The sequence below is a fragment of the Pseudomonas sp. LB3P14 genome (assembly GCF_054898045.1).
On sequence record NZ_CM142714.1, the window covers coordinates 2892162 to 2915632 of the forward strand.

Annotated in this window: 27 protein-coding genes; 13 read left to right on the forward strand and 14 right to left on the reverse strand. The window is 59.8% G+C overall.

Features of this window, described 5'->3' with window-relative positions; translation table 11 throughout:
* Positions 1–83: 83 nt before the first annotated feature.
* Positions 84–1949: an amidohydrolase gene (locus ACYZT5_RS13435; protein ID WP_462051535.1), complete on the reverse strand. Its 1866-nt coding sequence runs from the start codon at positions 1947–1949 to the stop codon at positions 84–86.
* A gap of 151 nt (positions 1950–2100) precedes the next feature.
* Complete coding sequence (locus ACYZT5_RS13440; RefSeq protein ID WP_462051536.1) at positions 2101–3123, reverse strand: helix-turn-helix transcriptional regulator; 1023 nt, start codon at positions 3121–3123, stop codon at positions 2101–2103.
* A gap of 414 nt (positions 3124–3537) precedes the next feature.
* Between ACYZT5_RS13440 and ACYZT5_RS13445 the strand changes: the two genes are divergently transcribed.
* Positions 3538–4365 (forward strand): hypothetical protein, encoded by an 828-nt coding sequence (locus ACYZT5_RS13445; RefSeq protein WP_462051537.1) that lies wholly within the window; start codon positions 3538–3540, stop codon positions 4363–4365.
* An 80-nt stretch (positions 4366–4445) separates the two neighbouring features.
* On the opposite strand, the gene ACYZT5_RS13450 is transcribed toward ACYZT5_RS13445, so the two are convergent.
* Both ACYZT5_RS13450 and ACYZT5_RS13455 read right to left on the reverse strand, forming a co-directional pair.
* Entirely contained in the window at positions 4446–5291 is an 846-nt protein-coding gene (locus ACYZT5_RS13450) for a nitrilase family protein (protein ID WP_462051538.1), read from the reverse strand.
* Entirely contained in the window at positions 5288–6787 is a 1500-nt protein-coding gene (locus ACYZT5_RS13455; protein ID WP_462051539.1) for a purine-cytosine permease family protein, read from the reverse strand. Before ACYZT5_RS13455 ends, ACYZT5_RS13450 begins: the two co-directional genes overlap by 4 nt.
* A gap of 147 nt (positions 6788–6934) precedes the next feature.
* On the opposite strand from ACYZT5_RS13455, the gene ACYZT5_RS13460 reads away from it, so the two are divergent.
* The gene (locus ACYZT5_RS13460) at positions 6935–7834 is read left to right on the forward strand and encodes a LysR family transcriptional regulator (RefSeq protein ID WP_462051540.1); all 900 of its coding nucleotides are present in this window, start codon (positions 6935–6937) and stop codon (positions 7832–7834) included.
* Here ACYZT5_RS13460 and ACYZT5_RS13465 read toward each other — a convergent pair.
* Together ACYZT5_RS13465 and ggt are read right to left on the reverse strand one after the other, a co-directional pair.
* Positions 7831–8364 carry a cysteine hydrolase family protein gene (locus ACYZT5_RS13465; RefSeq protein ID WP_462051541.1) on the reverse strand — a complete coding sequence of 178 codons (534 nt, stop codon included), beginning with the start codon at positions 8362–8364 and terminating at the stop codon, positions 7831–7833. The genes ACYZT5_RS13460 and ACYZT5_RS13465 overlap by 4 nt on opposite strands.
* Before the next feature lie 140 nt (positions 8365–8504).
* Complete coding sequence (gene ggt / locus ACYZT5_RS13470) at positions 8505–10232, reverse strand: gamma-glutamyltransferase (protein ID WP_462051542.1); 1728 nt, start codon at positions 10230–10232, stop codon at positions 8505–8507.
* A 150-nt stretch (positions 10233–10382) separates the two neighbouring features.
* Here ggt and ACYZT5_RS13475 point away from each other — a divergent pair, with 150 nt between their 5' ends.
* Positions 10383–10898, forward strand: coding sequence for a methylated-DNA--[protein]-cysteine S-methyltransferase (locus ACYZT5_RS13475; protein WP_462051543.1), 516 nt, complete (start codon positions 10383–10385; stop codon positions 10896–10898).
* Positions 10899–10906: 8 nt separating this feature from the next.
* On the opposite strand, the gene ACYZT5_RS13480 is transcribed toward ACYZT5_RS13475, so the two are convergent.
* Positions 10907–11500 (reverse strand): NUDIX domain-containing protein, encoded by a 594-nt coding sequence (locus tag ACYZT5_RS13480; RefSeq protein WP_462051544.1) that lies wholly within the window; start codon positions 11498–11500, stop codon positions 10907–10909.
* Between the two features lie 52 nt (positions 11501–11552).
* The gene (locus tag ACYZT5_RS13485; protein WP_462051545.1) at positions 11553–11990 is read right to left on the reverse strand and encodes a hemerythrin domain-containing protein; all 438 of its coding nucleotides are present in this window, start codon (positions 11988–11990) and stop codon (positions 11553–11555) included.
* Between the two features lie 151 nt (positions 11991–12141).
* Between ACYZT5_RS13485 and ACYZT5_RS13490 the strand changes: the two genes are divergently transcribed.
* A complete protein-coding gene (locus ACYZT5_RS13490) occupies positions 12142–12567 on the forward strand; it encodes a GNAT family N-acetyltransferase (protein WP_462051546.1) in 426 nt (141 codons plus the stop codon).
* Positions 12568–12690: 123 nt separating this feature from the next.
* Here the strand turns inward: ACYZT5_RS13490 and ACYZT5_RS13495 are convergent, their stop codons facing one another.
* The gene (locus ACYZT5_RS13495; protein WP_462051547.1) at positions 12691–13041 is read right to left on the reverse strand and encodes a hypothetical protein; all 351 of its coding nucleotides are present in this window, start codon (positions 13039–13041) and stop codon (positions 12691–12693) included.
* 161 nt (positions 13042–13202) lie between these two features.
* Here ACYZT5_RS13495 and ACYZT5_RS13500 point away from each other — a divergent pair, with 161 nt between their 5' ends.
* The 9 genes from ACYZT5_RS13500 (at position 13203) to ACYZT5_RS13540 (ending at position 18233) form a co-directional block, all read left to right on the forward strand.
* A complete protein-coding gene (locus ACYZT5_RS13500) occupies positions 13203–13451 on the forward strand; it encodes a hypothetical protein (RefSeq protein ID WP_008154823.1) in 249 nt (82 codons plus the stop codon).
* A gap of 20 nt (positions 13452–13471) precedes the next feature.
* Positions 13472–13801: a DUF6388 family protein gene (locus tag ACYZT5_RS13505; RefSeq protein WP_095129012.1), complete on the forward strand. Its 330-nt coding sequence runs from the start codon at positions 13472–13474 to the stop codon at positions 13799–13801.
* Positions 13802–13836: 35 nt separating this feature from the next.
* The gene (locus tag ACYZT5_RS13510) at positions 13837–14541 is read left to right on the forward strand and encodes a YoaK family protein (protein WP_462051548.1); all 705 of its coding nucleotides are present in this window, start codon (positions 13837–13839) and stop codon (positions 14539–14541) included.
* A gap of 220 nt (positions 14542–14761) precedes the next feature.
* Positions 14762–15154, forward strand: a complete 393-nt coding sequence (tusD, locus tag ACYZT5_RS13515; protein ID WP_462051549.1) for a sulfurtransferase complex subunit TusD — start codon at positions 14762–14764, stop codon at positions 15152–15154.
* 1 nt (position 15155) lies between these two features.
* Positions 15156–15518, forward strand: coding sequence for a sulfurtransferase complex subunit TusC (tusC, locus tag ACYZT5_RS13520; RefSeq protein WP_462051550.1), 363 nt, complete (start codon positions 15156–15158; stop codon positions 15516–15518).
* Positions 15518–15811 (forward strand): sulfurtransferase complex subunit TusB, encoded by a 294-nt coding sequence (gene tusB / locus ACYZT5_RS13525; RefSeq protein WP_462051551.1) that lies wholly within the window; start codon positions 15518–15520, stop codon positions 15809–15811. The genes tusC and tusB overlap by 1 nt, the downstream gene beginning before the upstream one ends.
* On the forward strand, positions 15808–16143 hold the full coding sequence (locus ACYZT5_RS13530) for a TusE/DsrC/DsvC family sulfur relay protein (RefSeq protein ID WP_462051552.1): 336 nt from the start codon (positions 15808–15810) through the stop codon (positions 16141–16143). Before tusB ends, ACYZT5_RS13530 begins: the two co-directional genes overlap by 4 nt.
* The gene (locus ACYZT5_RS13535; RefSeq protein ID WP_462051553.1) at positions 16140–17141 is read left to right on the forward strand and encodes a glycosyl transferase family protein; all 1002 of its coding nucleotides are present in this window, start codon (positions 16140–16142) and stop codon (positions 17139–17141) included. The genes ACYZT5_RS13530 and ACYZT5_RS13535 overlap by 4 nt, the downstream gene beginning before the upstream one ends.
* Positions 17142–17231: 90 nt before the next feature.
* The gene (locus ACYZT5_RS13540; protein WP_462051554.1) at positions 17232–18233 is read left to right on the forward strand and encodes a glutathione S-transferase family protein; all 1002 of its coding nucleotides are present in this window, start codon (positions 17232–17234) and stop codon (positions 18231–18233) included.
* Positions 18234–18363: 130 nt separating this feature from the next.
* On the opposite strand, the gene cysG is transcribed toward ACYZT5_RS13540, so the two are convergent.
* From cysG to lolA, 5 genes are read right to left on the reverse strand one after another with little or no spacing between them, the layout of a single operon-like run.
* Positions 18364–19758: a siroheme synthase CysG gene (gene cysG, locus ACYZT5_RS13545; RefSeq protein ID WP_462051555.1), complete on the reverse strand. Its 1395-nt coding sequence runs from the start codon at positions 19756–19758 to the stop codon at positions 18364–18366.
* Complete coding sequence (gene serS, locus ACYZT5_RS13550; RefSeq protein WP_462051556.1) at positions 19759–21039, reverse strand: serine--tRNA ligase; 1281 nt, start codon at positions 21037–21039, stop codon at positions 19759–19761.
* A gap of 15 nt (positions 21040–21054) precedes the next feature.
* Positions 21055–21429: a fluoride efflux transporter CrcB gene (crcB, locus tag ACYZT5_RS13555; RefSeq protein ID WP_462051557.1), complete on the reverse strand. Its 375-nt coding sequence runs from the start codon at positions 21427–21429 to the stop codon at positions 21055–21057.
* Positions 21429–22751 (reverse strand): replication-associated recombination protein A, encoded by a 1323-nt coding sequence (locus tag ACYZT5_RS13560; RefSeq protein WP_192418727.1) that lies wholly within the window; start codon positions 22749–22751, stop codon positions 21429–21431. Before ACYZT5_RS13560 ends, crcB begins: the two co-directional genes overlap by 1 nt.
* 33 nt (positions 22752–22784) lie before the next feature.
* Positions 22785–23408: an outer membrane lipoprotein periplasmic chaperone LolA gene (lolA, locus tag ACYZT5_RS13565; RefSeq protein ID WP_008154853.1), complete on the reverse strand. Its 624-nt coding sequence runs from the start codon at positions 23406–23408 to the stop codon at positions 22785–22787.
* Positions 23409–23471 lie beyond the last annotated feature (63 nt).

Consider the following 23471-nt stretch of genomic DNA (forward strand, 5'->3'; position numbering starts at 1 on the left):
CCAATCGATGAAGTGATTTGTGCGACGACTCACTCTTTGTAGCATTGCGGCTTAACTGACGGGCATTGGGGCAGACACTGCTTTTATTTTTGTTGTTCAGTCACGGCGACTTGAGCCGGCCGCTGATCAAGACCCATGAACGGCGCCTTGGCCCACACGACCTTGCCGCCGACCACGGTCAGCAGCACGTTATTGCGGGCCAGTTCATCCTCGGGCACTTGCATGAAGTTCTTGTCCAGGACGATCACGTCGGCGAACTTGCCGACTTCGACCGAACCCACGACAGCGTCCAGTTTCAGCTGCTCGGCGGCGTTCATGGTGATGGTACGCAGCACTTCAGTGCGCGACAGCGCCGGGTCGGCATTCAGCCTGCCCGCATACTTGGGACCGTAGCTGTGCGGGTTCAGAGGATCGCCTGAGCGGGTGACCCCGACCTTCAGTGCGAGGAATTCGTCGAGCGGGTCGACGGGCCAGTCGCTGCCATACGCAACGCGGCCGCCGGCGCGGCTGATACTGCCCGAGGGCTCCATGCGGGCAAAACGCTCAGGCCCCAGATGATCGCTGGTGCCGTCGACCGTGGACGGCGCCTGCTGGGCCCACTGAAAGGACATGTTGGCGGTCACATCGAGCGCCTTGAAGCGCGCATAGTCGGCGGGGTCCACCTCCTCGTTGTGAGTAATGGCTGGGCGGAAGCCATTGCCCGGCAGTTGCTGGCGCACGTATTCGATGCCGTTCAGTGAGTCACGTACCGCTCGGTCTCCGGTGGCATGAAGGTGTGGATCGAGGCCGGCCTGGACGGCCTTCAGCAGCAGCGGGTTGAGCACTTGCGGCGGGAAATACAGCTCACCGACATTCTTGCCTGGCGTCCATTTGGGCGCTGCCTCGGTTCCGGCATTGCGCAGGTATGGCGTCAACATTGCCCCCGTGTCCGCCGGCGCGTTGATGATGCCATCCATGAATAATTTGACGTGACGCATGCTCACGCCCGGCGCGGGTTGCGCTTCGCCCTGATCGTAAGTCGTGGCCAATGCCTTGGCTTCGGCGATGGTTTTCGCCGGGTCTGCAGCCGCGGCGGCAGGGTCCAGCTTGATCGCCAGCAAGGCCCGGGCGGTCAGCTCGCCCGACTGTTGCAACGTGGTGAAAGCTTTGCCATTTTCAGGCCCCGACAAGGCATCGAAGAAACTGGTAATGCCTTGCTGGCGCATGGCGTCGAGCGCCGCGCGGGTCTGCTTGAGTTTCTCTGCGTCGGTGGCTGGTGGCACCACGGCGGCCATGGCATCAGCAGCGCCGTCTTCGCAAATGCCGGTCGGGTTGCCGGCGCTGTCGCGCACGTACTTGCCATCACCGGGATTGGCCGTGTGCTTGTTGATGCCGGCCACTTCCAGGCCGCGAGAGTTGGTCAGCACGGTATGGAAATCAGTGGACCGGACCTGAATCGGTCGGTTGGTCTTGAGCGCATCCAGCGTCGATTTGTCCGGGTCGCCGTCAAGTCCGTCCATGCCCATGCGATCCCAACTGCCCACTTCCAGCCAGACATCGGGGCCTTTGCCCTTGTCGGCATCCAGGCACGCCTGAATGGTTTCCTGGAAAACCTTGCGGGTCATCGTCTGGTATTTCAGGTCGCACAGCGTCATGGCGCGGCCGCCGTCCCCCGGATGCATGTGTGCATCAATGAAGCCCGGCATCACCATGCGTCCCGCCAGATCGATCAGCTGCGTCTGCGTGCCGATGTACGAAGAAACGCCTTCATCGCTGCCGACATAAACGATCTTCCCGCCCGTGACGGCGATCGCCTGCTGCACGGAATTCTTGCCGTCGACAGTGTAGACATAGCCGTTGCGCATCACCATGTCAGCGGGAGCCGAACCCTGTGTCTGACACCCCACCAGCGCCACGCAGGAAAATGCCGTTGTCGCGGCAACGGCGATAAATAGCCTGGAAAATTTCAAATGCCTCACCTCTGTTTTTATAGTTTTAGAAGTGCCCGAACAGACTGCCGTGCAAGCCCCTGATATGCAGGGCATACCCTATAGAGCACGGCGATCGGATGGACCTCCACAAATGAGGAGGGGAGAGGCAAATAGTTGGAAGTACCGGGGGTTAATCGCGACGCGCAGCCTCCGCAAGCGAGGTCGGTGAACGCAAGGCAGAACCCAGTTCCACCTTGCTCTTCACACCGAGCTGCAAGTAGCAGTTGCGCAGATAAGTGCGCACTGTCGCAGGGCTCAAGGCAAGGATCTTGGCAATTTCCTTATAGGAATGGCCCGCCGCGAACAGCATCGCGGCAGTGCGCTCGCGAGGCGCCAGCACCGCCGCGCGCGACTGTGTTTCGAGCGACAGGATGACATGCTCGGCGTTAGGGCTCAGTGTCAGTGCGCAGCGACCCAGGCGCATGACGCAAGGTGCCTTTTGCAGCTGCGCGATCACATCAAAGGGAAGCGTTGAACCACTCCACCCCGGTAACTCGCGCTGAATGGCGGCGCACAGACTTGCTCCCACGTACAGCAAACTGCCGTCCATACGCGCGACGCCGAAATCAGTCGCCCCGTTGCCCGTGTCGAAGCGGATCATGTCCTGCACCTGAAAGCGCCACAACTGCAACAGATGGTCGCAGAACGCCGAAAACAACCCGGCCTCGCTGTCATTGAACGCCGCAGCATCACTGCCACGGTAAAGACAGACGAAGAACATCAAGCCGCTTTCGGGTAACTCGAAGGTGATGCACATCAGGTGGTAGAGGTCGTGGCGACGGGCGAACGCGTCCACTTCTTCATCCGGGTCGGTGAACCCGCTGTCGCGCACGACCTCGCCGGGTTGACTCAAGGTGTCATGGGAGAATTTGTCGTTACCCGCGCTTTTGTGCCATTCGGCGGCAAACGACTCCGGCAGATTGATTCGCCCGTGCATCCAGCTTTTGGGTGGAGCATTGGCGTCTGAGGCGGACATCTCGCCCCACCAGGCTGACGCGAAGGGTACCAACTGGCGGAAGGCGTGCAGGCCGTCGGCGATGAATTGGGAGGCGCCGCGCTCTCGAGCAAGACGACCCAGCTGCAGCACGCACAGATTGAATGCTTTCAGCGTTGCCATCGACGTACTGCCGCCGACTTCATCACCCTCCTCCATTGTTTTGATCCTGTTTGCTACATGGCGTATTAATTCGACGATGCCATAGGCGTAGCGATGGCGTCCAGTCCCCGCTCGAGCAAAGAGGTCATACAATCAAAGCGCCGCCGAGCTAGACTCGACGGCGCGTGGGTTCACTCCCGTAGTTGCAACAGGAGGTCCTGAACATAGGGCACGACCGATATTCCGGCGGGCCTGCGGTCTAGCATCAAATCAGTCTTGGCGATCGAAAATAAAGGTTACAGACCGTGATTAGAAACGAAGGGAAAAACAAGGCATGTTGCGTTAGGCAGAAACCCTAACGCCAGAAATTACTGACTCCAGGCGTCAACACATCTTTACCTGCCAAGCCATTACTGGATAATGGCAACCTGCCACAATTGGCTACCCTACCTTGGGCTCCCGGGGTTTTTATTGCAACAGCCCGACAGTCGCCTTCATGGACGGATGATTCGGCTACAGAAAAAGGATTTGTCAGCGTTGACGTCACAGCAAAACTTACTAACCCCGCTTACCCGCACCCAAAAAGCCGCTTCATTGATCACCCGTGGCATGGCAGGCCTCGGCGTCGTGCTGGGTTTACTGTGGGCGTTGATCACCTATGTCGTTCCTGATCCCAGTGTTTTCGGCTTCAGCTTCATCAGTTGGAAGAATGTGGTCTTGCTGGTCAGTACCTTTTTGTTCTTGGGGGTCGTTTCGATCGGTTGGCAGATCCGTAACTTCACGCCAATGCTCAGAGGTCTGCTGCAGTTCTTTATGGTCGCCGGCCTGTCTTTCGGCTTTTTCATTTTGGGCACCGAATACGCCAAGCCCTCATTCGAGTTCGCCAAACTGCAATCCAAGGTCGTTGAAAACGAAGGCAGCAACCTTCTCGGCAAACGCATGGAAGTGCTGGACAACGTGCGCATCGAACTGGAAGGCTGCGAAAACATCGGTCGTCTGCCCACCTGTACGTTTGAGCTATCCAACCTGAACGTAGACCGCAGCTTTCGCTTTGACGATGGCACGGTCCTATTCGACGAGTCCGGCGGACCACTCAAGCCCCAGTCGATCCGAGTGGGACAGGTCGAGGAAAACTACTATCGGGAGTTTCAGCTGATTCGGAACGTACCTACCCGGGTCACCCTGATTTTCCAGCAAAGCAACAACAAACTGAGCAAAACGCCAGCGATCAAACTAGGGTTTCGTGACGGAAATAATGACCCGCTAATTCTCAAGTTCAGTGAAGTTGTAATGCACTAGATGGTGGTGTCCGGCGTTGAATATCGCCATTGCCGGCGCCGGTATCGGTGGTCTGCTATCTATCCATCAAACGATAGGCATTAATGTGAATCGACGCCCACCCCATACAACTCCGACCGCCGATCCCGATGCAAATCATTGCGCGCACTGATTCGCTTATTCCGCGCCTCAGCAAGGTTCAGCGTCGCCAGCAAAATCTGCTCGCCCCCCCGCTCCGCAGGCCCTGCCAGCGGATAACCATCGGCATCGACGATCACCGAGCCTTGCACCCAACTGACCCCACGTTCATGACCATGCCGATCACACGCGGCGATGAACATCCGGTTGACCGACGCATTGGCCTGGACCCGCACGACTTCCGCCGGGCGCTCGGTTTGCGGACGTGGTCCATCGGGCCAATTGACCGGGGCGCAGAGCAGGTCTGCGCCGGCCAGCGCCGGGAGTCGCACCCACTCGGGGAATTCCAGGTCGTAGCAAATCAGCATGCCGATTCGTCCATGAACGGTGTCTACAACGGGCGGCGCCTCATTGCCGGCGCTGAAGATTTCGTTCTCGCCATCCCAGAGGTGCGCCTTGCGGTACACGGCGCGCAGCCCTTGGGCATCGATCATCGCCGCGCTGTTGGCCAGTTCATCGCCGGCTAGCCGCTCGCAGAATCCACCCACCACGACGATGTTCAGTTCCCGGGCCAACGCCGTCCACAGACGCAAGGTCGGCCCTTCGGCGGTTTCCGCCAAGGACAGGGCTTCGCTGCGGTCGGCAAACAAGTAGCCGCTCTGGACCAGTTCGGGCAGCACCACCACTTGAGCACCCTGGTAGGCCGCCGAACGAATCGCGCGTTCGGTCAGCTTCCGGTTGTAAGCGAGGTCGCCTATTTTCGGCGCCAGTTGGCAGCAGGCGACCACGATGTTTTTTGCGCTGTTCAACGCCCCTCCTCCACAGACTGATGAGCCATGGAAACAATGTCACTCTCGCTAATCGAGTCGATGATCCGGCGTTCGTACTCAAGGTCTATCGAACGGCTGAGGAGGTAATACGTCAGGCCCGAGACGACCAGGCCAACCAGCCAGGCGATATCCACGCCCTCAAGCATCCGCGCCAGCGGTCCGACGAACACCTCTTTGCCGGCCGCCGCATCAAAGATGTAGAAGAAAGGCACCATGGTGGCGAACCCGATCAGGTACGAGACGATGCCGCGAAATTGCCAGGCGCCGTAGATGCCCTTCGGCGTGAAGAAATGCGGGATCGCGTAGCGGCCTTTGCGCACGAAGAAGTAGTCCACCAGATTGACCGCGGTCCAGGGCACGAGGAAGTACAGGAGCAGCACGAGGAAGGTGTTCAACAGGGCGATGCCATCGCCTTTGATCGACAGCACACAGGTCAACAGAATGACGCTGATCACGGAGATCGACATCACGCGGGCGCGGGGTGTTGGTGTGATTTTTTTGATCGAGTCCACCCCCGTCAGCAACGTCAGCATGGCGCTGTAGGTGTTGAGCGCGATGATCGGCAGAAAGCCCGCCACCGAGACGATCACCAACACATTGCCCAGGCCTGGAATCATCGAAGAGCCGACCTGGTTCAGCGCCACCAGCGCATCCGCCGCTTTCAACTGCTGCGCGAGCCAGGCGCCGAGGCCGATCATCCAGCCGCCCGACAACGAGGCGCCGATGAACACCGCGGCGATCAGCTTCGGCCGGCTGGTGTTTTTCGGCAGGTAACGGGAATAATCGGAGACATAAGGCGCATAGGAAATGTTGTAGCTCGCACCGATGGCAAACAGCGTGGCAAAGGCAATCCAGCTGAAACCCAGGTCGGTCGCCGGGGTGACGCCCTCCTGCCCTGCGCCGAACATCAAGGCGATGGTGACGAGCGCATACAGTGGCAGCGTGGCCAACAATGCCCACTTGAAGGCTTTGTGCATCAGGTCGTGGCCGTAAATCGACAGCAGCGCGCCGATCAGCACCACGGCTACGGCGACGATGGTCGGGTCGATGCCAAACACATGTTCAAGACCGTTCATGATCAGCGAGATGTTCACCACGTTGAAACCGACGAACACAAACATCGTCGCCATCAAGGCCAGAATCACCCCGCGATAACCAAACTGCGCACGCGACTGGATCATCTGCGGCAGACCCATTTCGGGCCCTTGCGAGCCATGAAACGCCATGAAAATGGTCCCGAACATAATGCCCAGCGCACCGGCCAACATCGTCCACAGCGCCGACAAGCCGAGGCTTGGGCCGACAAAACCGATGGAGATGGTGAAGAAGTGGAAGTTGCCCAAAAACCAGAAAGGACCCTGGCTGCTGAGCTTGGCGTGACGTTCGTTTTGCGGAATGTAATCGATCGAGTGGCCTTCGATGGCCAACCCGCCACTCGCCTCGACGGCGTGCGCAGAATGAGGAGACCCTGACATACGAATGTTCCTATGCTGGTGATTGTTGTTTTTATGGGCAAAGCGCCGGTTTCATTGCAATGTAGGGCGTTGATCAGGGCTATAAAATATCGCAGGCAAACTGTTTACATAGATCCACGTCTATGTGAGTGAGTATCGGGAGCACGCATGCTGGGAACTGTATCGGAGCTGGATCTGCGTTTGATCCGGGTATTTCTGACCGTCGTTGAAGCGGGGGGGATTTCGGCCGCGCAAACAGCGCTCAATACCACTCAGCCCACCATCAGTGCGCAATTGGCGACGCTGGAAGCGCGGGTGGGCTTTCGTCTTTGCGAGCGCGGGCGCGGCGGATTTTCGGTGACGCCCAAGGGCAGCCAGTTTGTCGAGGCGGCCCGCCGGTTACTGGCCGCTGCCGAGGGGTTCCGGGTTGAAGTCCAGCACATCAATCGCAAGGTGTCAGGCAACATCAACATCGGCCTGCTCGGTCAAATCGATCCGGTTGCCAACAAGAAAATTGCCCTGGCCATTGCGCGTTTACGGTCCCGGCATGAGGGGCTGTATTTCCACTTCACGGAGCTGTCGTCATCGCTGCTGGAAGAGAAAATCATCAACGGCCATATCGATCTGGCGATCGGCTATTTCTGGCACCGTCTGCCCAACATTGATTACTTTGCGCTATTCCAGGAAACCCAGATCGCCTATTGCGCCCCCACTCACCCCCTGTTTGAGCAGGTAGGCGCGCTGAGCCGGGATGACGTCAGCGATTACGACTGGGTGTGGCCCAGCCACCCCTTGCCGGAAATGCCGGCGCCTACTTCGATTGAACGATTGACGGTGCTCACTGACAGCATGGACGGCGCCGCCCTGCTCATTCTGTCGGGCCAGCATTTGGGCTTTCTGCCGCAGCACTATGCGGCGAAGCATGAACAGCTGGGGCAGTTACATCCGCTGAATCCTGAGCTGCTGCGCTATGAGGTCGGCTTTCATGCGGCAGTCAGGCATTCGGCGCGTCAGCGTGATGTGGTGAGCGCCTTTCTAACGGAGTTGATCGACATCTTCGGCACTTAAATGCGGACTTCGCTGGTCGGGATAACGTCGATTCGGGCCACGGGCCCCGTCAAGTGCGCCAGGTCTGCGTTGTGCTCGGCAATGATGTCTTCGGCGGCGAGATTGCCGTTGTCGACGGTGGAATGCGCGTCGGCGGCGAGCACCACGTCATAACCCAGGTTCAGGGCCTGGCGGACGGTGGCGTTGACGCAATAGTCGGTTTGCAGGCCGCAGATGATCAGGCGGTCAGTGCCCTGGTCTTGCAACAATGATTGCAAGTGGGTTTGGTAGAACGAATCTCGAGTGGTTTTGCGAAGGCGCAGGTCCAGTGGCGAAGTCACCAGGCTGTCTGCCAGTTGCCAACCTTCGGAGCCGTGTTGCAGCAGACCACCCTTTTCTTCGTGCTGGATGAGGATGACCGGAACACCGGTCTCGCGAGCCTTGGCACTGAGGCCGTTGATGTTCTCGATGACGCGCTTGATCTCAAAACATTCGTACTCGCCAGTGCACAGGGCGCGCTGGACGTCGATGATCAGCAGTGCAGTAGCCATAGGGGGGCTTCCTTGATGGGTCGGTGAATCGGGAACGGATTTCGAATCCGTTCACCCTTTTAACTTGCAGCTGCCGAGCCTGCGAGGCTGCTACGGGATCGGGGGCCACCCTCAAGCATTGGGATGCCCTCAGATCTGTCTCAATAACCGAGCGACAACCCGGTATTACGACGTGGGTCGTTCGCCCCATAGAAGCGGTTTTTGCCCACCGGTTTGCCTTCGAGCGAAGGCGCACCGACCAGAATCGCCGCCACATGGTTGGCGTCCTGTGGCCCGGCAAACTTGTGCCCCCAACTTTCGAGCATCTTCACCGTATCCGGACTCGTGGTGAAGGTCTCCAGGTTGGTCTCTTCCGGCAACCATTGCTGGTGGAAACGGGGTGCATCGACCGCTTCCTGGATGTTCATGCCGTAGTCGATCACGTTGAGCATGGTCAGCAAGGTCGCGGTGATGATGCGGCTGCCGCCGGGGGTGCCGACGACCATCACGACTTTGCCGTCCTTGGTGACGATGGTCGGGCTCATGGACGACAGCGGTGCCTTGCCGGGAGCAATGGCATTAGCCTCCCCTTGCACCAGGCCGTACATGTTCGGCACGCCGATTTTCGAGGTGAAGTCATCCATCTCGTCATTGAGAATAACCCCTGTTTTGCTGGCCATGACACCGGCGCCGAACCAGTCGTTCAGGGTGTACGTCACCGAGACGGCGTTGCCCCACTTGTCGACGATGGAGTAATGGGTGGTGTTGCTGCCTTCGTGTGGCGCTACGCCGGGTTTGATCTCGCGGGACACGCCGGCCTTCTTCGGATCGATGGCCGCGCGGATTTTGGTCGCGTAGTTTTTATCCAGCAAATGGGCGATCGGGTTTTTCACAAAATCCGGGTCGCCGAGGTAGCTGTTGCGGTCCACATAAGCGTGGCGCATCGCTTCGATCTGGTAGTGCATGCCCTGGGCCGAGTGGTAACCCAGGTCTTTCATCGGGTAGCCGTCGAGAATGTTCATGATCTCGCAGATCACCACACCGCCGGAGCTTGGCGGCGGCGCCGAAACCACGTGATAGCCACGGTAGTCACACTCCACCGGGGCCAGTTCGCGGGTCTTGTATTTGTCGAGGTCGGCCTGGGTGATGATGCCCTTGTTGGCCTGGCTGGAGGTGACGATAGCGTCGGCCACCCAACCTTTATAGAAACCGTCAGCGCCCTTTTCGGAGATTTCCCGCAGGGTTTTGCCGAGGTCCTTTTGCACCAGTTTCTGCCCGACTTGCATCGGCTCGCCGTTGCTCAGGAAGATCGAGCCGGAATCCTTGATGTCCTTCTTGAACACATCGGTGGCGTAGTCCAGCAAATCGACATCGCCCTGCTCCAGCTCAAAACCGTCTTCGGCGAGTTTGATGGCCGGGGCGATGACTTCCTTGCGGGGTTTGGTGCCGTATTTCTTCAGCGCCAGTTCCATGCCCGACACGGTGCCGGGCACGCCGACGGCCAGATGGCCACGGGTACTCAGGTCCGGGACGACGTTGCCGTCCTTGTCCAGGTACATGTTGGCGGTGGCCGCCAGTGGTGCTTTTTCGCGGAAGTCGAGGAAGGTCTTGCGCCCGTCCGCCAACTGAATGGTCATGAAACCGCCGCCGCCCAGGTTGCCCGCCGCGGGATAAACCACCGCCAGCGCGTAACCGACCGCTACGGCGGCATCGACGGCGTTGCCACCGTTCTTCAGCACATCGACGCCCACATGACTGGCCAGATGCTGGGCCGTGACGACCATGCCGTTTTCGGCCGCGACCGGCGCCACGGAGGCCGCGTAAGCACTGAGGCAGCTGAGCGCCAATGAGGTCGTAATCAGCGATTTGGCAAAAGGTTCGAACTTCATGAGTCGGTCTCTTTTTGTTTTTAGGCTCTGTCCAAAAACAGAGGGAAGGCTTCAAGAGCAGAAGCAAGTATGGCTGGGATTGCGTATTGCGCCTCCCCGTCGAGGCAGTATGCTTGGCCTCAGTTCAGCACTTTTACGGAGTCCGCCAGCATGACTTACACCTTTACCACCCTGGCGTCCCCGGTCGGCGAGCTGAAGCTGGTCGCGAACGGTTCACGACTGGCAGCCATCCTCTGGGAAAACGACAAACCGAACCGCGTACGGCTCGGGCCGATGAGTGAAGCGGCGGACAACCCGATCCTGGTGCGCGCCGTTCAACAGTTGCAGGAATACTTTGCGGGCACGCGCAATCGTTTCGACCTGGATCTGGAGTTTGCCGGGACGGACTTTCAGAAGAAGGTGTGGCAGGCGTTGCTGACCATTCCGTTTGGAGAGACACGCAGCTATAGCGAGATTGCCAGGCAGATTGGTAACCCCAGTGCGGTTCGGGCGGTGGGAGCCGCGAATGGCAAGAATCCGATTTCGATTGTTGCGCCGTGTCATCGGGTGATTGGCGCTTCGGGGAAGTTGACGGGGTTTGCCGGTGGGCTTGAGGCGAAGGAACGGCTGCTGACGCTGGAGGGTTGCGAGTGGTCAGGCCTCAGCAGGACGGGGGAATTGTTTTGATTTAACGCTCAAGCGTCGGTGAAGATGTTTTTCATCGCCGCATACTGCAACAGCATGATGGTCTTCGCATCGCAGATTTCCCCGCGATAAAACGCCTCAAGCGCGTCGTCGAACTTCCACTCCAGCACTTCCAGTTCCTCGGTCTCCTCCTCCAGTCCGCCGCCATCACTGACCTTCGAAGCAGCATCGTACTCAGCGATGAAGAAGTGCAGTTTTTCAGTCACCGAACCGGGGCTCATGTAGGCCTCGAACACCTTGTGCACATGGTGCACGCGATAACCGGTTTCTTCCTCCGCTTCTTCGCGGATGCGCTCTTCAGGCGCCGCACCTTCGAGCAGCCCCGCCGCCACTTCGATCAGCAACCCATCGTGGCCGTTGACGAACACCGGCAATCTGAATTGCCGGGTCAGCACGACGGTTTTCTTTTCGCGGTTGAACAGCAGAATCGCCGCGCCGTTACCACGATCGTAGACCTCGCGGGTCTGGCGTTGCCATTCGCCGTTGTTGCGCTGGTAATCGAAGGTGATTTTCTTCAGCAGGTACCAGTCGTGGGACAACACCTGAGACTCGATGAGGTTGACCCGCTTGGCTGTGTTCGACATGACAATCCATCCTTTTTTCGTCAGAGGGCCGACATCTTAGACGAAAACGCCCTCAAGAAAGTTGAGCCTTGTATTCCTTCTCATACTGACCCGCCAGCGTCTCTTTCTGTTTGTCGTCGAGCAGCTTACCGGCCATCTGGAAGAACTTCTGCTCCTCCTCTTCCAAGTGGTGATTGACCTTCTCGGCGAGCTTCTTCGCGGTCGCCAGCCAGGCAGGGCTGGACATCTCGGTCTCGTCCAGCTCCTCCATCATTTCGTCCATCTCATGATGTTCGGCAATCGCATGGCGGCTGAGGTCGACGCCGTTATCGAACTCCATCAGCGGGATGTAGAAATGGCGCTCTTCAGCGGTTTCGTGGGCCTGGAGTTCGGACTTGAGCTGCTGGTAAGCCTCGACCCGCTCTGGGGTATCGCCGCTGGTCTGGATCAGCGCATCGGCGTAGGTGCGTTGGCGGTCGTGGCTTTCGCGCAAGGCTTCAAAAATATTCACGGATCGTCCTCGTAGGCCGCGTTCTGGAATGACGCTCTTGAGGCTAGACATCTGCGCGATGGCGAGGGTTCCACCTCAGGGGCTGGAACAACGACCGCTGACCGCGATAGGCTTGAGGCTGTTGTCCACTCAAGCCATAAGGAAATAGCTGATGACCCTGCGAATCGAGCAGTCGCAAAACCCCACGGATGTCGAGGAACATGCGATCGTGCTGCCGTTGCGTGCGTATAACGCCTCAAAGGCCGGCGTCACGGTGCCGGAGCCGATTGCCTTGCTGGTACGCGACGACAACGACGAGATCCTCGGCGGGCTCTATGGCCGGGTGTTTTACCAATGGTTATACATCGAGTTGCTGTCGGTGCCGGAACAGGCCCGGGGCCAGGGCATGGGTTCGAAGCTGATGCAGATGGCCGAAGACCTGGCGCGGGAGAAGGGATGCATCGGGGTCTGGCTCGACACCTTCGACTTCCAGGCGCCAGAGTTCTATAAGAAACTGGGCTACAGCGAGTTCGGGCAGATCGCTGACTATCCGCCGGGTCACAAGCGCTTCTTTCTCCAGAAGCGCCTGACTTACTGATTACGCAAAACTCTGTGGGAGCGAGCTTGCTCGCGATGACGGCCGTTCAATCGACATCAATGCTGAATGAACAATCGCTATCGCGAGCAAGCTCGCTCCCACATTGGCATGTCGAAAGTCTGTTCAGAGGCAGGTCGCCAGCGCCGCCAGTCGGCGCTTGGCCACAAAGTCGTCATGCTGCGCGTAATAATTCAGCACGGTTGCGGAAGCGTCAGTCGTCACGTCCACAAAGGACTCCGCCGAGCGCGTGTAAACGGTGGAACCGCCCTTCTTGCCAGGCTGCAAATACGCGCCCGCATCGACCCCGAACACCGCCTCGTCCTGCCAGGAAAACTGCACACACTGGGCGACGACTTTTTCCGGCTTGTCCGACGTCAGGGTTTTGTACGGGCTTCCAGTGCGGGCATCGTTCATCGTCGAGCCGGCGCATCCCGCCAGCAACGTTACGGCCAGCGCCACCATCAGAATTCGCATTACGTTCGCTCATCAAGAAAAAGCGGACTGTATCACCGCGGCACGGCGTATCGTTCTGCTTTACTTCATTTATACCGCGACACCGAGTGACGATTCGCGCACCCTGTCGCGCCATTAACGCCGCATCGCCCATTTTTCCGGGCTCATTTTTTGGAAAGGCCATGACACCCAACGCCGAATATTACAAACCGACCGCTGAATATGCCGACAAGCTGATCAGCCAGATCGGTCAGACGCCGTCCTGGATTGCCAAGCGAATTGGCGTCACCGACAAGCGGATTCGTTACATCCTCGACGGCGAAAGAACCGTCAAAGGTGAAACCACACCGATTCAAATGACGTACCCCGAGCAGTTTGCCCTTGAGTGCCTGGCAGCAGCGGCCAAGGCCAGCAAGAAGCAATCTTCGTAACCCGGCCTCAAGGAGCGACCATGGCGGCAACCGAACAGCAACACGAGCAAGCACTGAAGAAGTTTCTCGATGAGCGCCCTGAGCTGCGCGTCGAACTCGACAACCTCAACCCTCTGTTGGCTCAGGCCAAGGGCGAGACCGCGGCGCAGTACCGCGAGGAGCGCTTGCATGAAGCCTTTGAAGCCGAGGCCGAGCGCCTGGGATTGTTTGCCTGGGAGCTGACGCTGCAACTGACCGCCGCGACGCCCGAGGACTATCAGGCACAACGCCTGGAAGTGCACAAGGAAGTGGCCGAGATGGCCGGCATGGACTGGCTGGAGTATTGCGAGTTATATGGATTGAGTAAGTGACCAACATGGTCGCTGCCTGAGGACGACCTTCGCTGATGTTGCCATCCCTCTCAACTGACCGCGCCAGTCCAGGCCATCTGCATACCCGGAAATGGCGGGGACGCATCGGCATGTCGCTGGTGGCCAGCCTCTCGGTGCTCGCTGGCATGACCGACGCCATCGGCTTCATGGCCAGCGGCGATTTCGTCTCGTTCATGAGCGGCAACACCACCCGCCTCGCCGTCGCCATCAGCGACGGTGACCTGGGCCTGACCTTGCGCCTGGTGATACTCGTTGGCACCTTCATCGTCGGCAATGCCTTGGGTATTGTCGTCAGCCGCCTCGGCGGCCGCCGGGCGCTGCCCTTGCTGCTGTGCATCGCCACGCTGCTCTGCGGGGCAGCCGCCTGGCCCTTCGACGCGCAATTGCCAGCACTGCTGGCGGCGATCATCGCCATGGGCATGCTCAATGCCGCCGTCGAAGAAGTGAACGGCCTGCCGGTCGGCCTGACCTACGTCACCGGCGCCCTGTCGCGCTTCGGCCGTGGGCTGGGACGCTGGATGCTCGGCGAACGTCGCAACGGTTGGCGCGTGCAACTGATCCCCTGGACCGGGATGTTTGCTGGCGCAGTACTCGGCGCCGTGCTGGAACATCACCTGGGGCTCAGGGCCTTGTTTGTCAGCGGTCTGCTGGCCGGCGCGATCGGGCTGCTGTCGCTGAAAATCCCGCGGCGTTGGCAGTTGGGGTATATGCCACGCTGATCTCGACATGATCGTTCCCACGCTCTGCGTGGGAATGCAGCCCGGGACGCTCTGCGTCCCAAAGAGCGGACGCGGAGCGTCCGATGAGGCATTCCCACGCGGAGCGTGGGAACGATCAGCGAATTCAGTGGGAGCGGCGACTCGGTCTACGTGCGAACGCCCTTCGCCGCCCCGGCGATAAAGCTTTATCATGGCCGCAGTTTTACTGATCGAGTCCGTCATGAAGTTCGCCATCGCGCTGTTTTCCGCCGCCCATGCGCCCTCCTCGCGCCGCGCCTTGCTGTTCGCCCAGGCCGCGCTGGCCGGTGGGCATGAGATTGTCCGGCTGTTTTTCTATCAGGACGGCGTCTACAACGCCTCCGCAAGCGTGGTCACGCCGCAGGATGAGCAGGACTTGCCCAAGCAATGGCGCAACTTCGTCACCGAGCATCAACTGGACGGTGTCGTCTGCATCGCCGCAGCCCTGCGTCGTGGCGTGTTGAACGAAGAAGAAGCCGGACGCTATCAGCGTGAAGCCGCTGCAGTAGGCGCGCCGTGGGAATTGTCCGGCCTCGGCCAGTTGCATGACGCGGTGCAGGACGCTGACCGTCTGATCTGTTTCGGAGGCGCGTGAGATGCCTAAATCCTTGCTGATTATCAGCCGTCAGGCACCCTGGTCCGGACCCAGTGCACGGGAAGCGCTGGACATCGTGCTGGCCGGCGGCGCCTTTGATCTGCCGATCGGCCTGCTGTTTCTCGATGACGGGGTGTTCCAGCTCGCCGCGAAACAGGATGCCAAGGCCCTCCAGCAGAAGGACCTGAGCGCCAACCTGCAAGCCTTGCCGATGTTCGGTGTCGAAGACCTTTTCGTCTGTGGCGACAGTGCTGCAGAACGAGGTCTGGACCCGGCCGGTTTAGCGCTGGAAGAAGCTCAAGTGCTGACCGCCCACGAAATCACCGCACTCATTGACCGTTACGACCAGGTGATCACCCTCTGATGTCGACTTTGCATGTGTTGTCTCATTCCCCGTTCGGCGACGATCGCCTGACCAGTTGCCTGCGCTTGATGGGCGCTGACGATGCGCTGCTCCTGACTGGCGACGCGGCCTATGCGTTGCAACCGGGCACCGCGCCGTTCAATGCGCTGCACGCCCGCAATCTGAAACTGTTCGTGCTGGCCGAAGACGCCCAGGCTCGCGCACTGGAGATTCCTGACACGGCCAAGGCCATCGATTACCCGGCCTTCGTCGAGCTGTCGATTCACTACGATAAGGTCAACAGTTGGCTATGAACTCCCTGACGGTCGGCGCACGCGCCATCGAGTTGGACAAGGACGGTTTCCTGGTAGAACTGAGCGACTGGTCCTCCGACGTGGCCAGCGCACTGGCCGCCACTGAAGACATCGAATTGAGCCCCGAACACTGGGAAATCCTTGAACTGCTGCGCAGTTTCTATGCCGAATTCCAGCTGTCCCCGGCCACTCGTCCGCTGATCAAGTACACCGCGCTGAAGCTGGGCCCGGACAAGGGCAACAGCCTGCACCTGAACCGACTGTTCAAAGGCACCCCTGCCAAACTCGCCGCGAAACTGGCGGGCCTGCCCAAACCGACGAATTGCTTATGACCAACTACCCAGCGCTGACCCTCGAAACACCCGCTGAACACCCGTTCGCCCAGTTCGTGCGCATCCTCGGCAAAGGCAAACGCGGCGCCCGCGACCTGACCCGGGTCGAAGCCCGCGAAGCGATGGGCATGGTGCTCGACCACAAGGTTGAAGACACCCAGCTCGGCGCATTCCTGATGCTGTTGCGGCACAAGGAAGAAAGCGCTGAGGAGATGGCGGGGTTCACCGAAGCCTTGCGTGAACGCTTGAATCCACCGGCATTAGCGGTCGATCTGGACTGGCCGACGTATGCCGGCAAGAAACGTCATCTGCCGTGGTATCTGCTGGCCGCCAAGTGCCTGGCGCAGAACGGCGTGCGGATCTTCATGCACGGCGGTGGTGCACACACGGCCGGTCGGCTGTACAGCGAGCAATTGCTGGCCGAGTTGCAGATCCCGCTATGCCGCAACTGGCAACAGGTGGGTACGGCGCTCGATAACGGCGGCCTGGCGTTCATGCCGCTGGTGGATTGGGCGCCCCAACTTCAGCGCATGATCGACCTGCGTAACACCTTGGGCCTGCGCTCGCCGATCCATTCCCTGGCGCGAATTCTCAATCCGTTGGGCGCTCGCTGTGGCCTGCAAAGCATTTTCCACCCCGGTTATCAGGCCGTGCATCGCGATGCCAGCGGCTTGCTCGGCGACACCGCGATCGTGGTGAAAGGCGACGGCGGCGAAATCGAGATCAACCCGGACGCCGACAGTCACTTGTACGGTACGACCGGTGGCGAAAGCTGGGACGAGGAATGGCCGCAGCTGTCGAGCCAACGCCACGTCAAACCGGCCACCCTCGATCCCGAGCATTTGAAAGCCGTTTGGCGCGGTGACGTGGTCGATAGCTACCCGCAAATGGCGTTGATCTCTACCATGGCCCTGGCCTTGCGCGGCCTCGGCCAAACCCGCGAACACGCCTTCGAAACCGCCCAGCAGTATTGGGATGCGCGGGACAGATCGATTTAACCGATCATAAGCGCCCAACCTTTGCGCTTTTTTATCGAACCTATGCGAATAGACTCCTCTCCAACGCTTATTGGTTGAGGAGTCTTGAACATGGGTTTGTTAGTTGAAGGTCGCTGGCATGACCAGTGGTACGAAAGCGGCAAGGACGGCGCGTTCCAGCGTGAACAGGCGCAACGTCGCAACTGGCTGACCGCCGACGGCAAACCCGGCCCGACCGGTGTCGGTGGTTTTGCGGCCGAGGCCGGGCGCTATCATCTCTATGTGTCCCTCGCCTGTCCGTGGGCTCACCGCACGCTGATCCTGCGCAAACTCAAAGGTCTCGAAAGCCTGATCGATGTGTCAGTGGTCAGTTGGCTGATGCTGGAAAACGGCTGGACCTTCGACCAGAACCTCGGATCGACCGGCGACAAACTCGATCACTTCGACTTCATGCACCAGCGCTACACCGCCGATGCTGCCGACTACACCGGCCGCGTCACGGTGCCAGTGCTCTGGGACAAACAACAGAATCGCATCGTCAACAATGAGTCGGCGGAGATCATCCGCATGTTCAATGGCGCCTTCGATGATTTGACGGGTAATGACCTGGATCTCTACCCGGCGCCGCTGCGGGACGAGATCGACGTGCTGAACGAACGGATTTATCCAGCGGTGAACAATGGCGTGTATCGCGCAGGGTTTGCCACGTCGCAGAAGGCCTATGAAGAGGCGTTCGATGATGTGTTTGGCGAGCTTGATCGGCTGGAACAGCTGTTGGGCGCTAATCGTTACCTGACGGGTGAGTACCTGACGGAAGCGGACATTCGGCTGTTCACCACGCTGATTCGCTTTGACGCCGTGTATCACGGCCACTTCAAGTGCAACCTGCGGCGGATTGCCGATTATTCGAATCTGTCGAACTGGCTACGGGAGATTTATCAGTGGCCGGGGATTGCCGAGACGGTGGATTTCGAGCACATCAAGAATCACTACTACGGCAGCCACAAGACCATCAACCCAACGGGGGTTGTGCCGAAAGGGCCGGCGCAGGATTTCACGGCGCTACATGATCGGGAGCGGTTGAGTGGGAAAGGGGTTTGGCGTAAAGCCTGACAGATGATCGTTCCCACGCGCAGCAAAGGAATGCATCCCGTGACGCTCTGCGTCACATCCGAAGCGGAACGCGGAGCGTCCCTGGCGGCATTCCCACGCAGAGCGTGGGAACGATCGGTTTCAGGGGTATTCAGACCTGCGCCTGAGCCCCTTCGAACCACGCCAGTTTTTCGCGCAATTGCACCACTTCTCCAACGATTACCAGCGTCGGCGCATGCACTTCATGCTCCGCCACCAGTCGTGGCAAATCCGCCAACGTGCCGGTAAACACCCGCTGATTGACCGTGGTGCCCTGTTGGATCAACGCCGCCGGCGTATCCGCTGCGCGACCATGCTTGATCAACTGCTCGCAGATGATCGGCAAGCCCACCAGCCCCATGTAAAACACCAGGGTTTGCGCCGGCGCGACCAGGTCGGCCCACGGCAAATCGGTGGAACCATCCTTTAGGTGCCCGGTGACAAAACGCACCGACTGCGCGTAATCGCGGTGGGTCAGCGGAATCCCGGCATACGCCGCGCAACCGCTGGCCGCCGTGATACCCGGCACCACCTGGAACGGGATGCCATGGGCTGCCAGCTCTTCAATCTCTTCACCGCCGCGTCCGAAGATGAACGGATCACCGCCCTTCAACCGCACGACCCGCTTGCCTTGCTTGGCCAAATCCACCAATTGCTGGTTGATCTGATCCTGGGGCACGGCGTGATCGGCGCGACGCTTGCCGACGTAAACCCGTTCGGCATCGCGACGGCACAAATCCAGAATCGCGGGCGCCACCAAGCGGTCATACAGCACCACATCGGCTTGCTGCATCAGACGCAAGGCACGGAAGGTCAGCAGGTCGGGATCACCCGGGCCGGCGCCCACCAAATAGACTTCGCCCGTTGCACTCGGTGCTTCTCCAGCAATTTTCGCCAGCATCAAGCGCTCGGCTTCGGCGCCCTGCCCGGCCAGTTGCCGGTCGGCGATCGGGCCCTGGAACACGTCTTCCCAGAACGCCCGACGCTGCTGCACATCCGGGAACAGGCGTTTGACCTGGCTGCGGAAACGCGCCGCCAGACCGGCCAATTGACCGTAGGTGGAAGGAATCCAGGTTTCCAGTTTGGCGCGGATCAACCGCGCCAGCACCGGCGCATCGCCGCCGCTCGATACTGCAATGATCAAAGGAGAACGGTCGACGATCGCCGGGAAGATCACGCTGCACAAGGCTGGCGCATCCACCACATTGACCGGCACACAACGCCGATGGGCATCGGCGGAGACTTGCGCGTTCAGCGGTTCATCGTCGGTGGCGGCGATGATCAGCCCGCAACCGTCCAGGTCCGACTCAACGTAGCCTCGCACCAGACACTCGCCACCACTGCCGGCAACCAGTTCGCGCAGTTGCGGTTCGATTTCAGGTGCGACCACCCGCAGCAGCGCACCGGCTTCGGCCAGCAGGCGGGATTTGCGCAAGGCAATCTCCCCGCCGCCGACGACCAACACACGACTGCCGCGAAGGTTATGAAACAGCGGCAGATAGTCCATTTAGCCGATGACCTCAAGGCCACCCATGTAGGGTTTCAGCACATCCGGCACACGGATCGAACCGTCGGCCTGCTGGTAGTTTTCCAGCACTGCCACCAGCGTACGACCGACCGCCAGGCCGGAACCGTTCAGGGTGTGAACCAGTTCAGGCTTGCCGGTTTCCGGGTTGCGGAAACGCGCTTGCATACGACGGGCCTGGAAGTCGCCGCAGTTGGAACACGACGAGATCTCGCGATACTTGTCCTGGCTCGGGATCCACACTTCCAGGTCGTAGGTCTTGACCGCGCTGAAGCCCATGTCGCCGGTGCACAGTGCAATAGCGCGATAGGGCAGCTCGAGCAGTTGCAGGACTTTCTCGGCATTGGCAGTCAGGCCTTCCAGCGCTTCCATCGAAGTCGATGGCTCAACGATCTGGACCATTTCAACCTTGTCGAACTGGTGCTGGCGGATCATGCCGCGCGTATCGCGACCCGAGGCGCCGGCTTCACTGCGGAAGCACGGTGTGTGTGCAACGAACTTGATCGGCAGCAGTTTCGAATCGACGATTTCGCCCGCGACGATGTTGGTCAGCGACACTTCAGCGGTCGGGATCAGGTACAGATCGGCTTCGCCTTCGCGGCTGATCTTGAACAGGTCTTCTTCGAACTTCGGCAGCTGACCCGTGCCTTGCAGCGCCGGCGCTTGAACCAGATAAGGCGTGTAGGCCTCTTCGTAACCGTGTTCGCTGGTGTGCAGATTGATCATGAACTGCGCCAGGGCGCGGTGCAGACGGGCGATCGGGCCGCGCAGCAGGGAGAAACGGGCGCCGGACAGCTTGGCGGCGGTTTCGAAGTCCAGCCAGCCGAACTTCTCGCCCAGGGCCACGTGGTCCTGAACCGGGAAATCGAACGCGGTCGGGGTGCCCCAGCGGCGCACTTCGACGTTGCCGTCTTCGTCATCACCGATCGGCACTGACTCGTGCGGCAGGTTCGGGATGCCGAGCAGAATCGAGTCCAGATCAGTCTGGATCCCGTCCAGCTCGACTTTACCGTCACTCAACTCGTACGCCATGCGCTCGACGTCAGCCATCAGCGGGGCGATGTCTTCGCCACGCTGCTTGGCCTGACCGATGGATTTGGAGCGTGCATTACGTTCAGCCTGCAGTGCTTCGGTGCGGGTCTGGACGGTCTTGCGCTGTTCTTCCAGCGCTTCGATGCGCGCAACATCCAGCGTGTAGCCACGGGATGCCAGGCGGTCCGCTACGTCCTGAAGGTTGCTACGTAACAGTTTGGAATCGAGCATGTCGGTCTCTCGTTATCAAGGTTTGGTCAAGGACAGGCCAGCCCAGGTAGCGAGCAGCCCGCCGAATACGCTGATCGCAGCATAGCCCAGGGCCAGCGGCATTTGCCCGGTTTCCAACAGGCGCACCGTATCCAGTGAAAAGGATGAAAAAGTCGTCAGCCCCCCGAGGAAGCCAACCATCAACCCGGCGCGCACCTCCATCGGCACCTCCGGGCGTACCAAAAACAGACCGTATAGAACGCCGATCAGTAAACAGCCGACGATATTAACGGCCAGCGTCGCGGTATAGAAGTGCCGCGGCCAATTAGCGTTGATCCAGTTACCGGTGGCAAAGCGCAAAAGCGTTCCGGCGATACCGCCCACAGAAACGGCAACGATCAAAGGAATCACTATTTTCTCCGCTGCCGTGGGCTGAGACGGTCAAGTTGTGCGAGGTGATTGAGTTTCTCGCCGATCTTCAGCTCCAGGCCGCGTGGCACCGGCTGATAGAACGGTTGTGGTTCGAGTTCTTCCGGGAAGTAGTCTTCGCCAGCGGCGTAAGCGTCCGGCTCATCGTGCGCGTAACGGTATTCGTCGCCATAACCCAGTTGCTTCATCAGTTTGGTAGGCGCGTTGCGCAGGTGCAGCGGCACTTCCAGCGAACCGTGTTCGGTGGCGCTGCGCATGGCGGCTTTGAAACCCATGTACACCGCATTACTTTTCGGCGCGCAGGCCAGATAGGTGATGGCCTGAGCCACCGCCAACTCGCCTTCGGGGCTGCCGAGGCGTTCCTGCACTTCCCACGCCGCCAGGCACAAGCTCAGGGCTCGGGGGTCGGCGTTGCCAATGTCTTCGCTGGCCATGCGCACCACGCGCCGGGCCAGGTACAGCGGATCGCAACCGCCGTCGATCATCCGCGCAAACCAATACAACGCGCCGTCCGGATTGGAGCCGCGCACCGATTTATGCAGCGCAGATATCTGGTCGTAGAACGCTTCACCGCCCTTGTCGAAACGCCGACGGGTATCACCGAGCAGGCTTTGCAGCAGGTCGACACCGATCTCGCTGTTGTCTTCGGCCAGGTCCGAGGCGTTTTCCAGCAAGTTCAGCAGACGCCGGCCATCGCCATCGGCAGCCGACAGCAGCATCTGGAAGCCTTCATCGCTGAGGGTCAGTTGCTGCTTGCCCAGGCCACGCTCTTCGGTCAGCGCGCGATGCACCAGCTTGCGCAGGGCCGCTTCGTCGAGGCTTTTGAGCACGTAGACGCGCGCCCGGGAGAGCAACGCGTTATTGAGTTCGAACGAGGGGTTTTCAGTGGTTGCGCCGATGAAAATCAGCGTGCCGTCTTCAACGTACGGCAGGAACGCATCCTGCTGGGACTTGTTGAAGCGATGCACTTCATCGACAAACAGGATGGTCCGCTTGCCGTACTGCCCGGCCTGCTGCTTGGCGATTTCCACCGCCTGACGGATTTCCTTTACACCGGCCAACACCGCCGAAACCGTTTCGAAGTGCGCATCCGAGACTTCCGCCAGCAGCCGCGCCAAGGTGGTTTTGCCCACACCCGGCGGACCCCAGAAGATCATCGAGTGCAGGGCACCCTGCTCCAGGGCTTCGCGCAAAGGCTTGCCGCGAGCGAGCACGTGTTCCTGACCGACGTACTCGTCCAGATTGGCCGCACGCAAACGGGCGGCCAAGGGCTGAGCAATCGGGGCACTGCGAAACAGGTCCATCACTACTTATGAAACCTCACTGGGTGCTGCGTCTTATTCCTGGATCACGTCGGCACCCTTCGGGATGTCGAACTTGAACTTGGACGCCGGGATCGGCTCGTTGGCCTTGACGCCAGTGAACAGGATATTGGTACGCTGACCGACGCTGTCGATCATCTGCATGTCATTGACCAGGCCGTTGCGGAACGACAGCCGCAGGCTGTCGAACAGGGTGTCCTTGGTTTTCGGCTTCAAGGTGAAGTCAATCACGCCACCGGCTTCCTTGGCACTGATGTCGAAGCTCTGGCTGATCTTGGACACGTCACCGGACAGCAGCAGCGCCGGGGTTTGGGTCAGGCGCTGATCGAGGTTCTTGATGGTGGCCTGCTCCAGGTCCGGATCCCACAACGTCACCTTCTTGCCGTCGGAGACCATCGTTTGTTCGGCCGGCGCGTTGGTGTGCCAGTAAAACAAGCCAGGACGCTGCAAGGACATTTCACCCGCGGTTTCCTGCAACTGGGTGCCACTGCCGTCGAGGGTCAGCTGCGAGAAACGCGCGGTCAGGGTCTGGGATTTTTCCAGCAATTGGGTCAGACGCGCCACGTCCTTGTCATCGGCGTGGGCCGAAAGCGTGGTCAAAGCCAGTACCGGCAGCAACAGCATGCGGATAAGACGCATGGGAGTCCTCATAACATTCGTGGGAGTTCGGGCGGCGCATCACTGCGCCGGCCTTTCAAATCA

Bases quoted from the DNA above. Each gene is read 5' to 3' on its own strand.
- ACYZT5_RS13440 (WP_462051536.1), bottom strand. From the start codon at position 3,123: ATGGAGGAGGGTGATGAAGTCGGCGGCAGTACGTCGATGGCAACGCTG.
- ACYZT5_RS13455 (WP_462051539.1), bottom strand. From the start codon at position 6,787: ATGTCAGGGTCTCCTCATTCTGCGCACGCCGTCGAGGCGAGTGGCGGG.
- ACYZT5_RS13460 (WP_462051540.1), top strand. From the start codon at position 6,935: ATGCTGGGAACTGTATCGGAGCTGGATCTGCGTTTGATCCGGGTATTT.
- ACYZT5_RS13465 (WP_462051541.1), bottom strand. From the start codon at position 8,364: ATGGCTACTGCACTGCTGATCATCGACGTCCAGCGCGCCCTGTGCACT.
- ggt (WP_462051542.1), bottom strand. From the start codon at position 10,232: ATGAAGTTCGAACCTTTTGCCAAATCGCTGATTACGACCTCATTGGCG.
- ACYZT5_RS13475 (WP_462051543.1), top strand. From the start codon at position 10,383: ATGACTTACACCTTTACCACCCTGGCGTCCCCGGTCGGCGAGCTGAAG.
- ACYZT5_RS13480 (WP_462051544.1), bottom strand. From the start codon at position 11,500: ATGTCGAACACAGCCAAGCGGGTCAACCTCATCGAGTCTCAGGTGTTG.
- ACYZT5_RS13490 (WP_462051546.1), top strand. From the start codon at position 12,142: ATGACCCTGCGAATCGAGCAGTCGCAAAACCCCACGGATGTCGAGGAA.
- ACYZT5_RS13495 (WP_462051547.1), bottom strand. From the start codon at position 13,041: ATGCGAATTCTGATGGTGGCGCTGGCCGTAACGTTGCTGGCGGGATGC.
- ACYZT5_RS13500 (WP_008154823.1), top strand. From the start codon at position 13,203: ATGACACCCAACGCCGAATATTACAAACCGACCGCTGAATATGCCGAC.
- ACYZT5_RS13505 (WP_095129012.1), top strand. From the start codon at position 13,472: ATGGCGGCAACCGAACAGCAACACGAGCAAGCACTGAAGAAGTTTCTC.
- ACYZT5_RS13510 (WP_462051548.1), top strand. From the start codon at position 13,837: ATGTTGCCATCCCTCTCAACTGACCGCGCCAGTCCAGGCCATCTGCAT.
- tusD (WP_462051549.1), top strand. From the start codon at position 14,762: ATGAAGTTCGCCATCGCGCTGTTTTCCGCCGCCCATGCGCCCTCCTCG.
- tusC (WP_462051550.1), top strand. From the start codon at position 15,156: ATGCCTAAATCCTTGCTGATTATCAGCCGTCAGGCACCCTGGTCCGGA.
- tusB (WP_462051551.1), top strand. From the start codon at position 15,518: ATGTCGACTTTGCATGTGTTGTCTCATTCCCCGTTCGGCGACGATCGC.
- ACYZT5_RS13530 (WP_462051552.1), top strand. From the start codon at position 15,808: ATGAACTCCCTGACGGTCGGCGCACGCGCCATCGAGTTGGACAAGGAC.
- ACYZT5_RS13535 (WP_462051553.1), top strand. From the start codon at position 16,140: ATGACCAACTACCCAGCGCTGACCCTCGAAACACCCGCTGAACACCCG.
- ACYZT5_RS13540 (WP_462051554.1), top strand. From the start codon at position 17,232: ATGGGTTTGTTAGTTGAAGGTCGCTGGCATGACCAGTGGTACGAAAGC.
- cysG (WP_462051555.1), bottom strand. From the start codon at position 19,758: ATGGACTATCTGCCGCTGTTTCATAACCTTCGCGGCAGTCGTGTGTTG.
- serS (WP_462051556.1), bottom strand. From the start codon at position 21,039: ATGCTCGATTCCAAACTGTTACGTAGCAACCTTCAGGACGTAGCGGAC.
- ACYZT5_RS13560 (WP_192418727.1), bottom strand. From the start codon at position 22,751: ATGGACCTGTTTCGCAGTGCCCCGATTGCTCAGCCCTTGGCCGCCCGT.
- lolA (WP_008154853.1), bottom strand. From the start codon at position 23,408: ATGCGTCTTATCCGCATGCTGTTGCTGCCGGTACTGGCTTTGACCACG.